Annotated in this window: 9 protein-coding genes and 3 pseudogenes; 8 read left to right on the top strand and 4 right to left on the bottom strand. The window is 37.0% G+C overall.

All coding sequences use genetic code 11. From position 1 onward, the window contains the following. Positions 1-22: 22 nt before the first annotated feature. Positions 23-1,342, bottom strand: a complete 1,320-nt coding sequence (locus N7U66_RS02060) for an amidohydrolase family protein (RefSeq protein WP_267677118.1) — start codon at positions 1,340-1,342, stop codon at positions 23-25. A 146-nt stretch (positions 1,343-1,488) separates the two neighbouring features. Between N7U66_RS02060 and N7U66_RS02065 the strand changes: the two genes are divergently transcribed. Further along, positions 1,489-1,791, top strand: coding sequence for an HPF/RaiA family ribosome-associated protein (locus tag N7U66_RS02065; RefSeq protein ID WP_267677119.1), 303 nt, complete (start codon positions 1,489-1,491; stop codon positions 1,789-1,791). 99 nt (positions 1,792-1,890) lie between these two features. Here the strand turns inward: N7U66_RS02065 and N7U66_RS02070 are convergent, their stop codons facing one another. The 3 genes and pseudogenes from N7U66_RS02070 to N7U66_RS02080 all read right to left on the bottom strand — a co-directional run bounded on the left by N7U66_RS02070 (position 1,891) and on the right by N7U66_RS02080 (position 5,902). Beyond that, a complete protein-coding gene (locus tag N7U66_RS02070) occupies positions 1,891-3,123 on the bottom strand; it encodes a class I SAM-dependent rRNA methyltransferase (protein ID WP_267677120.1) in 1,233 nt (410 codons plus the stop codon). Positions 3,124-3,127: 4 nt separating this feature from the next. Continuing rightward, positions 3,128-4,249, bottom strand: a pseudogene (locus N7U66_RS02075) (DEAD/DEAH box helicase). Between the two features lie 98 nt (positions 4,250-4,347). Then, positions 4,348-5,902: pseudogene (locus N7U66_RS02080) on the bottom strand (DEAD/DEAH box helicase). Between the two features lie 113 nt (positions 5,903-6,015). On the opposite strand from N7U66_RS02080, the gene N7U66_RS02085 reads away from it, so the two are divergent. The 7 genes and pseudogenes from N7U66_RS02085 to N7U66_RS02115 all read left to right on the top strand — a co-directional run bounded on the left by N7U66_RS02085 (position 6,016) and on the right by N7U66_RS02115 (position 13,343). After that, positions 6,016-6,828, top strand: a complete 813-nt coding sequence (locus tag N7U66_RS02085; RefSeq protein ID WP_267677121.1) for a DUF1853 family protein — start codon at positions 6,016-6,018, stop codon at positions 6,826-6,828. A gap of 87 nt (positions 6,829-6,915) precedes the next feature. Further along, positions 6,916-7,350, top strand: a complete 435-nt coding sequence (locus tag N7U66_RS02090) for a hypothetical protein (protein ID WP_267677122.1) — start codon at positions 6,916-6,918, stop codon at positions 7,348-7,350. Continuing rightward, positions 7,292-9,094, top strand: a complete 1,803-nt coding sequence (locus N7U66_RS02095; protein ID WP_267677123.1) for an amino acid permease — start codon at positions 7,292-7,294, stop codon at positions 9,092-9,094. The genes N7U66_RS02090 and N7U66_RS02095 overlap by 59 nt, the downstream gene beginning before the upstream one ends. A gap of 254 nt (positions 9,095-9,348) precedes the next feature. After that, positions 9,349-9,966 carry a class I SAM-dependent methyltransferase gene (locus N7U66_RS02100; protein WP_267677124.1) on the top strand — a complete coding sequence of 206 codons (618 nt, stop codon included), beginning with the start codon at positions 9,349-9,351 and terminating at the stop codon, positions 9,964-9,966. Continuing rightward, positions 9,963-10,232 carry a hypothetical protein gene (locus tag N7U66_RS02105; RefSeq protein WP_267677125.1) on the top strand — a complete coding sequence of 90 codons (270 nt, stop codon included), beginning with the start codon at positions 9,963-9,965 and terminating at the stop codon, positions 10,230-10,232. Before N7U66_RS02100 ends, N7U66_RS02105 begins: the two co-directional genes overlap by 4 nt. 173 nt (positions 10,233-10,405) lie before the next feature. Next, positions 10,406-12,703: a type IA DNA topoisomerase gene (locus tag N7U66_RS02110; RefSeq protein WP_267677126.1), complete on the top strand. Its 2,298-nt coding sequence runs from the start codon at positions 10,406-10,408 to the stop codon at positions 12,701-12,703. Positions 12,704-12,807: 104 nt separating this feature from the next. Beyond that, positions 12,808-13,343 (top strand): annotated as a pseudogene (locus N7U66_RS02115) (pseudouridine synthase). Positions 13,344-13,360: the final 17 nt, after the last annotated feature.

The following is a 13,360-nucleotide window of genomic DNA, read 5'->3' on the forward strand; positions in this document are numbered from 1 at the left end:
GCACATGTAGTTTATTAGTAATTTACGGATTGTTTTTAGAGGCTTTTAATTTTTTCCTGAAGCGATTCCCGGGCATTCTGCCGTCATGCATGCAAATCCCTATGAGCCCATCAGATTTAAAAACCGCGACTATGTCTTCATCGGTAAGGTTAATATCCCAAAGACTCACATAAGAATTCTTATTGCCTTTAAAACTGTCTTTCTTGGCTTGTGCCTCGTCTAAAGTCGCAAGACCATTCACGGCGCTGTGACTGCTTATAATCGGTACATTGTCGATGAGAAGACTGCTTTTTGCTCTGTTATTGGCTAATAGATCGTAATATGCTTTTCGAGCAAAAACAGACATGTGTTTCACATCTATTAAAATACGCTGTCCGTTATGCCTAGAGAGCAAATGATCGGTTATAAGCGTGAGTCCAAAACTAGAAATCCCAAGATCTTGACCAACACTTTGGTCAAAAATATCAGCAAAACCAGGATCAAAAGTACCTTTGGCATCGGCAAAACTTTTGGCGTGACCCACTAGTAAATTATTAAAATGATGCGCATAGGTTATAAAAAAGGGCGGAAATTGCTCTTTCTTAATGGCTTGTATGTTTTCAATAAAAGAAAGCTTTAACTTATTTTGTCGCTCCAAGGGTAAGTCTTCAATACGAGCCGTTTCAAACAGATCACGTTTATAATACACGCCTAAGGCATGCATGCCTTCGATAGTCATAATCCCGCAAATAGTATCGTCTGCCCTAGTACTCATAAAATCTTCATAGTTTTTCACCAGTTGAAACTTGGGCAGTTTACCGTGAATCCTTTTTTCCGATTGACTCCCACTAGCATGCAGTAAGTACTGATACTCAAAAATATAATCATTAAAATAATCTATGGTATCAATACGCGGGTCATGTATGGGGTCTATGAGGCGACTGGCCATTTTTAAAGAAATACCGGACAATAAAGAGACTATTTTTTTATCGATAGCAATACTGGTTTTATTCCATTTCTTTTTAAATATTACCCCTAAAATAAAAGTGTGGATGGCTTTGCTTTTTAAAAACGGGCGATTGGGTTTTAAAAAGGGCTTTTCAATAGGATACACCGAGCAAAATACCAAGCGGTTATGCCCTTCAAAACAACTGTTTAGGTTAGACTGAGAATACGTCGCCATCTTCTTTAGAACGATATTAATAATCCATTTACGAAGGCTTATTTGCTTGAAATAATCTTTAGGCTGTTTGTTTCTGAAAAAATCCCAAAGGGTTTTAATAGCCGTAGCATTCCCGTAAGGCTTTAAACTGGGATGATTGTGAAGGTCAGAAATAGGCTTATTGTCCATTAGTTGTTTCAAGGTGAGTGGTTTGTCTAATAAAAGTACGAAAAATATGGTAGCGAATGGTCTTATACATGCTAGACAAAACTCATAATTTTAGGTTAAATTGAATAAAGCTATGGGGGTTTTTACTATCTTTAAATATAACTCAAAAACAGAAAACTATGACAGTGAATTATGAATATGATGGCGTAACAGCTAGCCAGGAATTAGAAGATTATGTAAATGGAAAATTAGAAAAATTATTTAATAAGTATGAATTTGTAATCCGCGCCGATGTTTTTTTTAAAACCGAAAACACCAGTGATAGAGATGAGAAAATGAAAACCTCCATCCGATTGAGTGCCCCAGGCCCACGGTTGTTTGCAGAAACAGCTACAGATTCCTTTCATAAAAGCGCGGCGGAAACAGTAAATTCTTTGTTAAAGCAATTAGACAAAAGAAAAGATTCTATGCAGACGTATTAATTAAAAAAAACATAGGTTAAAAGTAATAGGAAAACGACCCCAAAAGGGTCGTTTTTTTATTCCTATCAATTATAATAATACATACAAGCGTATTAATACCTAATCTAAAAAGCGGTAGTAGCCGCACTTTAAATAGGCACCCTCAGGAAATCCTATAGGATGGTCTTGATCGTGGCCTGTTTTTAAAATGGTATCAGAACTCCGGTTGCTCGCTCTTAGCACTTGAGCGTTGATATCAAAAAAAGTTTGTGCTAATACGCGTGAAGAACAAGACGCTAAAACCAACAAACCTCTTTTTGCTGTAAGCTTGATCCCTAAATCGGCCAATTGAGCATACTTCTTTTTGGCTAAATCAATTTCCGATTGTTGCTTGGCAAAACTAGGTGGATCAATAACCACAACATCAAACGTCTCACCATTAGCAATCATACGCTTCATGGCGACAAAGGCATCGTCGGCAATGGTTTTATGCGTGCCGGAATACACGTTTAATTTTCCGTTTTGATAGGCGATTTGAAGAGCTTGCTTGCTAATGTCTAAACTGGTAACTTCCTTCGCACCATTAGCTAAAGCATGTACCGAAAATCCGCCAGCATATGAAAACACGTCTAAAACGGTTTTACCTTTACTCCACGCACCTACTTGCTTTCTATTGTTTCGGTGGTCTAAAAAGTAGCCCGTTTTGTGACCTTTAATCACATTGGCCGAAAAATGAACACCGTGCTCCACGAAGTGCACCACTTCATTTTCTAAAACACCAAAAACGACTTCTCCATTAGTGAGTTTGTGTAATTTAGATTGCTCTAAACCACGACTCAAACGAATCACAATAGTCTCAACCTGAGAAACTGCTTGCAAACTTTTAAGAATGGTTTCTAAATAAGGCAACCATATTTCAGAATATAATTTTACCACCAGCACCCCTGCGTAAACATCGGCAATCAAGCCAGGGAAACCATCGTTTTCACCAAAAAGTAAGCGGTAACTCGTTGTATTTGTTTTTAGTAAAGCGTCCCGCTTGGCGAAAGCAGTTTCAATGCTATTATGGAAAAATGCAGCATCAATAGTAGCAGAAGCAGTACCACTATAAATCATTTTAATTTGTATGGGTGATTGGGCATCATATAAACCAAGACCAATCACTCTGTTCTTGTTTTTTCCGAAGATAATGGCTAAATCCCCCGTCTTCGCGTCGTCATTAATTTTAGTAATATTATTAGAAAACACCCAAGGATGCCCCTGCAAAACAAACTGCTCTCCTTTAGAGTTTAACTTGACTGCTAGTCGTTTAGGGGTGTAATTTGAAGTAATACTTTCAGTGAATAACGACATAAGATTATAGTGTCAACTCTTTGATTTTAATGCCTAAGGTTTTTTCTATGTTGTAAAGCTGTTGTAATTCATTTGGCAATACTAAAGCAATAGATTCCCCTTTTTTGCCAGCTCTAGCCGTTCTGCCACTTCTATGTGTGTAATACTCTAAATGTTACGGCAATTGATGATGCATGACAAAACCAAGATTATCAACATCAATACCTCGGGCAGACACGTCTGTAGAAATTAAAATTTGAAGATTCGTATTCTTAAAGGCACGCATCACCTTATCACGCTCTTTTTGCGTCATGTCACCCTCCAAGGCATCCACATTAAACCCTTCCTTTTGTAATTGCTGTTTTAAAGCTTGCGTTCCTGCTTTTGTTTTACAAAAGATAATACCACGTACGTCTTCCCGATCCTCAAGTAACTTGATTAGCGTGTCCGGTTTGTTAGCAATACTGGTTTGAACAAAATGATGTGAAATATTAGCATTCACAATACGTTCTCTATTAATTTCAATACTCGCAGCCGTTGCAGAGATATAGCGTTTCACAATGAGCTTTAAATCTTCCGGCATGGTCGCAGAAAATAACCAGGTATTTCGTGCGCTCTTGTTTGTGGCACTTAAAATCGTTGTTAAGTCTTTTTTAAAGCCCATGCTAAGCATTTCGTCTGCTTCATCTAGAACTACGGTGTTAATGTGATTTAAATCGATAATATTTTTATCTAACAAATCAACCAAACGACCAGGTGTTGCGACAATAACATGCGTAACACGTCGTAAATTCGCAATTTGGATGTCTATTTTTTCACCACCATACACCCCTTCAATAAAAATTTTTTTATCGTTATACTTCGTGAATTTAAAGAGCTGTTTTTTTATTTGCTGAACCAATTCCCGTGTTGGTGCAATAATCAAGCCTTGCACCGCTGTTTTATTAGGATCTATCCTATGCAATACTGGCAACCCATAAGCCGCTGTTTTCCCAGTGCCTGTTTGTGCCAAACCAATAAAATCGGTTTTAGCATTAAGCAATATTGGGATGGCTTGTTCTTGAATGTCGGTAGGGGTTTTAATACCTAATTCTTTTAACGACTTAACGTAGTTTTTGTTGATTCCTAAATCTTTAAAAGTGGACATGTAGCCTGTAGTTTTTAGTCGTTAGACATGAGTTGATATAATAATAAACGTAGCCATCCTATAAGAACATAGGCGTTAACGCAACGGTACTGTATGCTTTAATCCTCGGGAGGAAATCCATTAATCTCTTCAAAAAGGGTATCAAAATTAGAACGTAGATAGGCGTTTAATTTCTTCTTGTAATCGTCTTTTAGCCATTCTACAAAGTTAAAAGTACTCTTACTAATACATTTTGTATACCGCTGAATACGGTAATCGATGTCTTCTTTTAATAGTTTTGCTAAGGCTAATGCATCCCACAAATCTTCACTGTTTTCAGTACAAATATAAGCGTGGTGATGAATAGAGCGCTCTAAAATAACCTTAGACGAATCCCCTTCTCTAACCGATTGGATGTACATGGCCTTGATATCAAAATAGACGTCTTTAGATTTAGAAAATTCAGCACGCAATTCATCAGGCATTTCATACCTAAAGTTACTTTCTAAATCATCATCACTTAAAATACCATCTAAATAGAAATTTGGAGATCTAAAAATTTTATGCCAATCTAAGTCACTTCCCCAAGGACCAAAACGATGTAGGTTGTTTCCTAAATCAATCACTGTAAACTTATTCTTACTTTTTAGAATACGCGAACCACGACCAATCATTTGGTAATATAAAGTTAGTGATTTTGTAGCTCTATTAAGAATAATCGCATCTACTGTAGGTTCATCGAAACCTGTAGTTAAAATACTTACCGAGGTTAGAACAGCATCTCGGTGTTTCTTTAAACCATTTTAAAATGGCCTTACGTTCCTTTTTAGTGTTGTTATTATCTAAATGGGCCACAGGATATCCTGCGCGTCTAAACGTGTCGTAAACATGCAGCGACGTGTTAATTCCGTTATTGAATATTAGAGTCTTCTTACCTTTACAACGCTCTTCGTAAGCCTGAATAAGCTTCGTAAGCATGTCTGTATTGGTATACAAATCCTCAGAAGATTTTACGGTGTAATCACCATTGGCACCCACAATTAATGAGGTTAAACCCACGTTGTACGAATACACTTCCGCCCGCGCTAAAAACTCGTTTTCTATTAAAGATTGAATGGTTTCACCAACAATTAACTCGTTGTAATTGTCTTTCATTGGTAAATTGATATTACTACTCAAAGGCGTTGCTGTAACCCCTAGAATGAAAGATTTCTCAAAGAATTTAAACAATTTAGTAAACGAATTGTAGTGCGCTTCATCAATAATCACCAAACCAATGTCTGAAATATCGAGTTTCCCATCATTCAAACGGTTATTTAGCGTTTCTACCATGGCAACGAAACAGTTATAATCGCCTTGATCACTTAAATCTGCTTTGGAATCTACAATTTTATTAGTCACACCAAATTCGGTAAGCATATTTGAGGTTTGCTTACACAATTCTATACGGTGTGTCATCACTAACACTTGTTTTTTGTGATGCTTTAAATATTGTCTTACTATTTCAGAGAAAATAACTGTTTTTCCACCACCCGTTGGTAATTGGTAAAGCAGATGGTAATCTTCTTCGGCTTCTTCAAAACACTTAAAGATTTTGTCTATAGCACCCTTTTGATAGCTATATAAACTCTTGCCTTCTTTGCGTTCTTCTAATTCTAAGGTAGTAACTGCCATTGCCTGAAATTGATTTTTTTAAGATTTTGCGATGTGCAAAAATACAACGATTTAAAGGCTTTACACGAATAATATTTAAAAAAAAATTATAATGCTTACTTTTAAGCCGAAATATGAATGACAAACAAGAAAATTTACAACCACAATTTATTGGCTTTTTTAACACCCCTCACTTATTTTTACAATCAGTTTTGGGGATGGATCCGTTTCTAAAAAAACCTAGTAAAAGCCCCGCATTCTTTGGGTTTATGCCTTATAATATTAGACTAGGGCAACGGGTGGAGCGTTTTGTTACTTGTGAAATTTCTTGTCTTGATAACATTGAAATTCTGTCTGAAAACATTCAAATTCAAACAGAATCGAATCTCACTATTGGAGAGTTAGATTGTTTGCTATTAGATGATAAGCAACCTGTCCATTTAGAAATTCAATTTAAATTCTATTTATACGATGACACAGTGGGTACCACTGAAATAGATCACTGTATTGGTCCCATGCGGAGAGACACGTTAAATAAGAAGTTAAGCAAACTCAAAAACAAGCAATTACCACTACTCTACCGGCCGGAAACCAAGCCATTACTAGAGCGTTTAAATGTTATGGCTTCTAATTTTAAACAGCAACTGTACTTTAAAGCACAACTCTTTGTGCCTTATGGAAAAACCATAACACTTAATACCTTAAACCCTGAGTGCATTTATGGCTTTTATTTCTCCTATGATACCTTGCCTAAATTTAAAGGGTGTAAATTTTACAAACCCAAAAAAACTGATTGGTTATTAGAGGTCACACCTAATGTTGATTGGAAAAATTATGAAGACATAATGCCCATATTAAAAGTTTCTGAATTAGAAGGCTACTCTCCAATGCTCAGGTTGAAATTTGAAAACGGTGAGATTTTTAAGTGTTTTGTGACCGCATGGTAATAGCATAGGGTTTTAAAAACAACGAAACTTGCATCAAACGCCATTGGGTCGCTTGATTTTCTAACAAAAATAGTCGAACTTAGTTAGATGACTAAAAAGACTTTCGGAACGTTTGCTGGAGTTTTTACACCAACTACTTTAACAATACTTGGTGTAATCATGTTCATTCGTCAACCCTGGGTGGTTGGTAATGCTGGTGTTATTGGGGCATTAACCATTTTATTGATTTCGGTGGCCATAACCTTTACTACTGCCTTAAGTTTATCTTCAATTACCACGAATGTTCGTATAGGTACTGGCGGGGCCTTTAGTATTATTTCAAAATCTTTGGGTTTGGAAATTGGAGGCGCTATTGGAATCCCCTTCTATATTGCACAAGCATTAGCCGTGGCCATGTATGTTTTTGGTTTTAGAGAAGGTCTCGGTTTCTATATTACCAAATATAAATGCACTATTACTAGATGTGAGTATTTTTTCATTGGTTATGGGCATTGCCTTTGTGAGCACGAGTTTTGCTTTTAAAATCCAATATGTCATCCTTGGCATTATAGTACTCGCGTTACTTTCTATTTATGGCGCTCTATTTTTTACCGATTTAAATTACGACTTCCAATGGTTTGGCAAATACACAGGCTCTATCGAGAATGATTTTAGCGGCACGTCGTTTTGGGTTGTTTTTGCCGTATTTTTTCCAGCAGTTACAGGGGTGATGGCGGGAGCAAACATGTCCGGAGATTTAACCAGTCCACGAAAAAGCATCCCAAAGGGAACTATCTCAGCAGTCCTTTTAACCACCCTTATTTATATTAGTTTGATATTTGTTGCTGCCCTTATAGCAACCCCAAAAGAACTAGTATCTAACTATAATTTATTTATCGACAAAGCACTTTTCGGACCCATAGTACTAGCGGGTTTATTAGGCGCAACCCTGTCTTCGGCATTAGGATCGTTTATTGGTGCACCACGTATTCTACTGGCGCTAGCTGAAAAGGAAATTTTACCAAAGAGTAAGAAACTCGCAAGACTATCAAAAAAAGGAGAACCCGTCAATGCTATGTTAATAACTGCTGTTATTGTATTTATTGGCATCACGTTACGGGATTTAAATACCATTGCTCCCATCCTTACCATGTTTTTCATGACTACCTATGCCATGGTTAATATTGTTGTGCTGGTTGAGCAATCCTTAAATTTACCGAGTTACAGGCCTACTTTAAAAGTCCCTTTAATTATCCCAGCGTTGGGGGCTTTTGGATCCATAGCCATCATGTTTGTTATTAATGTTATTGTGGCACTTACCTCCCTGATATTCATTGTTATTTTTTACTTCTATTTGGTTAATCTGAAATTAAAATCTGAGGTTGGCGATTCACGCAGTGGTCTTTTTACTGCACTGGCCGAGTGGGCAACCAAAAAATCTAGCAATCTCAGTCCTCAGAAAGAAGTGAGATCATGGCGTCCCGATCTTTTGATTCCCATGACTATGCCTAAGGACATTAGAAGTTCTTACAAACTCATTCACTCTATCATTCATCCAAATGGTTCTATTAAAATTTTATCGCTGTTCCATGAGCTCCCGGAGGAACAAAAAAACACCGAGTTGTTTTTAAAAAATGCCTCACAAAAATATAAAGAAAGTGGTATTTCTATGTCTTATGCTTTTGTTGAAAATAGAGAACTCAATACAACAATCAATATAAGCATGCAATCACTTAATGCCGCTTTTTTTAAGCCTAATATTATCTTTGTTAGTATTGACACCGGACTTGTTAATCTAAATTTTTACGACACATTAATAGCTGATGTTAAAAAGAATAATTTTGGGATGATTATTTATATTCCGTTTTCTACCGCTAGTTTAGCGCTTGAAAAAAATATAAATCTTTGGATAACTAAGATCCCAAATAATTGGAAACAAACGTTTGATATAGGTAATAACGATTTAGCAACCCTCCTCTCGCTTTTAATTTGTAAGAACTGGAAAGGTGAAATAGACGTGTTTATAGTTGACGATGCTCAGTATTTGAAATTTTCAAATACCGATATGGAAGACCTTAAAGCGATGATTCGATTTCCAAATAAAACCAATATTAGCGTCATGAATGGGCCGCTTTTAGAGAACGTTAAAAATTACAAAAATGCAGATGTTAATATTTTTAGTGTTGAATCTAGTATGGACACGGCTAGCATGATTCATATTGTGAACGAATCGCGAATATCTGCTATTTTCTGTGTAGACTCTACATTAGAAAACGTTTTAGTCTAGTCTACTTCCTTGACTTTACCTGTGGTTTTTACCGATGCTTTAAAGCTTGTCTTTTACTGGAAATAAGATCACTTAATTTAAATCTCTAAACAAAACAGCCATAGAATCATTTGATTTTGTTTAATGAAAAGTGTCTTAACGATATGGATCGGACTTGAAAGGTCGCGTTTTGATAAAACAAAGGAACTGGATTACATTTTAAAACAATTTCATATCATTGTACCATTAAACACTAAGACCAAAACCTCATTATAATGGCTGATAACAGAAAAGAACATTGGGAAACCGTTTATGAAACGAAAAACCCGGACCAAGTAAGCTGGACTCAAGAAACCCCAAAAACGTCTCTTGAACTCATAAAATCCTTAGGTCTCTCAAGGCGTGCACGTATTATAGATGTGGGCGGTGGGGATAGCAAACTTGTAGATTATTTATTGGACCAAGGGTTCGAAAACATTACCGTACTAGATATTTCATTGAAAGCCCTTGAAAAATCAAAACAACGCCTGGGTGAAAGAGCAAAAAAAGTGACTTGGGTGGTGAGTGACATCACGTCTTATGAGCCGGAAATGCCATTTGATCTTTGGCACGATAGAGCGGCATTTCATTTTTTAACCACACCAGAGCAGATTGAAAAATATAAAACCATTGCCGGAACATGGGTTACAGGCTATTTAATTATTGGAACTTTTTCTGAAAACGGTCCCGAAAAATGCAGTGGTCTAGACATACAACAATACAGTGAAACACAATTAACCTCGGCGTTTGAAAATGGATTTGAAAAAAAGCGCTGTGTCATAGAAGACCATAAAACACCATTTGAGACCTTGCAAAATTTTGTGTTTTGTAGTTTTAAAAAACACGAGCATTGAAAAAAGGAATAAGACAGACCTCTGTATATTATGTCTTTATAACATTGGTTTTTCTTATCGTTAACTATGGTTTCAACCAACCAAAACATGGGCTTAACTTAAGTCTTCTATTTCTTTTTGGCATAGCAGTAATCTTGTTTGTTGCTGTTTTTTATCACAGTTTAGTCATCCTTTTAGGAAAGCATAAATCTTGGAATGAAGGGGCTCCGGTGGTTCATATCACGGTAATCCTTTTGTTTTTAATCAGTTTGCAGGGTGCTGTATAAAATTTAAAACCGTCGTTAATAACTCCTGACAAATTGCGGTCTATAACTTATGAAATTCACTTATTTTGCAGGTCTTAAATAAAGCGAATAAATAAGCGATATCTAGGAAAGAATTATATTTTTCACTTTAAGAGTGTCACTTTTGACCTTAAAAAAACAAGAGACCGTATATCATGAAAGTCTGTATTGCCGAAAAACCATCTGTCGCAAGAGAAATTGCAGCCGTTTTAGGGGCCAACACGAAGCGTGATGGCTACTATGAAGGCAATGGCTATGCAGTAACCTATACCTTTGGGCACTTGTGCACCCTTAAAGAACCCAACGATTATAAACCCTATTGGAAAAGCTGGGATTTAAATAACTTACCCATGCTTCCCGAACGTTTTGAAACCAAAGTATCAAAAGATTCCGGAATACAAAAGCAATTTAAAATTGTAAAAAGTTTATTTGATAAAGCCTCAGTGGTTATAAACTGCGGTGATGCTGGTCAAGAAGGAGAACTCATACAACGCTGGGTCCTTAACCAAGCCAATTACAAAGGAGAAGTACAACGGCTTTGGATTTCGTCTTTAACGACTGAAGCCATTAAGGAAGGGTTTAATAATTTAAAACCCTCAGCTAATTACGACAACCTCTATTACGCAGGCTTTTCTCGTGCCATAGGCGATTGGCTATTGGGAATGAATGCCACACGGTTGTATACGGTAAAACATGGGGGTTACAAGCAAGTGCTTTCTGTTGGTCGTGTGCAAACGCCTACGTTAGCAATGTTAGTGAATCGCTTTAAAGAAATCGAAAACTTTGTACCACAACCCTATTGGGAATTACAAACCTTATATCGAGACACCTTGTTTAGTTACGAAGAGGGGCGGTTTTTAAAAATGGAAGATGGTGAAAAGCTAGCCAACATTGTTAAAGAACATGATTTTGAGATTGTTTCGATTACCAAAAAGAAAGGCAATGAGTATGCGCCAAAACTCTTTGACCTCACCGGGTTACAAGTGTATTGCAATACGAAATTTGGCTTTTCGGCAGATGACACGCTAAAGATTGTTCAAAAATTATACGAACAGAAAGTGGTCACCTACCCTAGAGTAGATACAACGTTTCTACCCAATGATGTGTATCCAAAAGTATCAGGCATTTTAAAACATTTAACAAACTATGCCACCTTAACAGCTCCTGTTTTAGCTAAGAAAATAAAAAAGTCGAAAAAAGTCTTTGACGATAGTAAAGTGACCGATCACCACGCCATTATCCCAACCGGCGTTCAAATGAATTTACAGCACAACCAGCAACTGGTTTTCGATATTATCACACGCCGATTTATTGCAGTGTTTTATGACGATTGTAAAGTCTCCAACACGACCGTAATTGGTAAGGCCGAAAAGGTGAACTTCAAAACGACAGGGAAAGAGATTTTAGAGAAAGGCTGGCGCGTGGTGTTTGAAACTAAGGAGACTGCAAATAAAAAGGAAACCGGGATACTCCCCACCTTTGTAAAAGGTGAGAAAGGCCCGCATGAACCTTCTTTTTTAGAAAAACAAACCAAACCCCCGAATCAATATACAGAGGCATCCCTCCTACGCGCTATGGAAACCGCAGGAAAACAAGTCGATGATGATGAGCTGCGCGAAATAATGAAAGAAAACGGGATTGGAAGACCCTCTACGCGAGCCAATATCATTGAAACTCTATTTCGTAGAAAATATATTAAGCGTAATAAAAAGCAAGTCATACCAACAGCTACTGGTATTCAATTGATTGACACCATTCAAAACGAATTGTTAAAGTCTGCTGAATTAACCGGGAAATGGGAAAAACAATTAAAAGACATTGAAAAAGGTGAATTTAGTGCGGCTAGTTTTATTAAACAAATGAAGCACATGGTGGACCGCTTGGTCTATGAGGTGCGCAGTGAAACCAAAAAAGCAAACATTTCTGCAGTCAATAATAAACCGGTAACCGCAAAGAAAAAACCAGCGAGTAAAGCTGCTGGAATTGCATCTGAAATCTGTCCGAAGTGTAAAAAAGGGTCTATTATTAAAGGAAAATCGGCATATGGATGTTCTGCTTTTAAAGCCGGTTGTAATTTTGTAATGCCGTTTAAATTTGAAGGCAAATCGATTTCTGAAAGGCAATACATCCGTTTGCTGCAAAAAGGATCTACGGTAAATTTAAAAGGGTTTAAAATAAATGAGAAGTCTTCTGAGGGCTTGATTCGTTTTAACGATCATTTTCAGTTAAAATTTGAACCTAAAAAAGGAAAAACGAAAATCCAAAACGCTCCCGGAGAGAATGCCTGTCCTAAATGCAAAAAAGGCACGATCATAAAAGGAAAAACAGCCTATGGCTGCAGTGACTATCAACAGGGCTGTGATTTTAGATATAGCTACGAGGCTATTCGTGCAAAAGCTAACGGGCAACCCTTAACCAAAGTCTTAGTACATTCTATTTTAAATGGTAATTAATGTCCTTCAACACGTTTCGCGCGTGCCACAACAACTCTTTTAATCTAAACCAATCAGTGAAGCCCTTGGAGCATCAACATTTCAAAATCTATAAGCCTTATGGCATGCTTAGCCAGTTCGCGAGTAATTCTACACAACAGAAACGCAAACGTTTTTTAGGTGAGCTTGATGCATTTCCGAGAGGGTATTATGCCAATTGGAAGATTAGATGAAAAAAGTGAAGGGCTACTCTTATTAACCACAGATGGTAAATTGAGTGATTATATTAATTCCAGCGGCATAGAAAAAGAATATTATGCTCTAGTAGATGGGGTCATTTCTGAAGAAAAAATAAAGACATTACAACAGGGTGTAGAAATTGGTTTTGATGGTAAAAAGTACCGAGACCAAACCGTGTCAGGTCTTTAAATTGAAAGAAGCGCCTCAATTTCCGGAGCGCTCAAAAAAAATAAGGGACGCACGTCATGGACCAACCTCATGGGTTTCCATCACACTTACCGAAGGGAAATTTAGACAAGTACGCAAAATGACCTCTGCAGTAGGGTGTCCCACACTACGTTTAGTAAGGGTGCGTGTGGGCTCTATTTTATTAAAGGATATGCTGGTAGGCACAGTAGAAGCCATAGATATTCATATTTAAGATGAATTTATGGTTTT

It is taken from the genome of Lacinutrix neustonica (assembly GCF_026625145.1).
Lineage (GTDB): Bacteria > Bacteroidota > Bacteroidia > Flavobacteriales > Flavobacteriaceae > Lacinutrix > Lacinutrix neustonica.

What these genes read in the sequence shown, in the direction of transcription:
- N7U66_RS02065 (WP_267677119.1), top strand. Translation starts at nt 1,489, where the DNA reads ATGACAGTGAATTATGAATATGATGGCGTAACAGCTAGCCAGGAATTA.
- N7U66_RS02070 (WP_267677120.1), bottom strand. Translation starts at nt 3,123, where the DNA reads ATGTCGTTATTCACTGAAAGTATTACTTCAAATTACACCCCTAAACGA.
- N7U66_RS02085 (WP_267677121.1), top strand. Translation starts at nt 6,016, where the DNA reads ATGAATGACAAACAAGAAAATTTACAACCACAATTTATTGGCTTTTTT.
- N7U66_RS02090 (WP_267677122.1), top strand. Translation starts at nt 6,916, where the DNA reads ATGACTAAAAAGACTTTCGGAACGTTTGCTGGAGTTTTTACACCAACT.
- N7U66_RS02100 (WP_267677124.1), top strand. Translation starts at nt 9,349, where the DNA reads ATGGCTGATAACAGAAAAGAACATTGGGAAACCGTTTATGAAACGAAA.
- N7U66_RS02110 (WP_267677126.1), top strand. Translation starts at nt 10,406, where the DNA reads ATGAAAGTCTGTATTGCCGAAAAACCATCTGTCGCAAGAGAAATTGCA.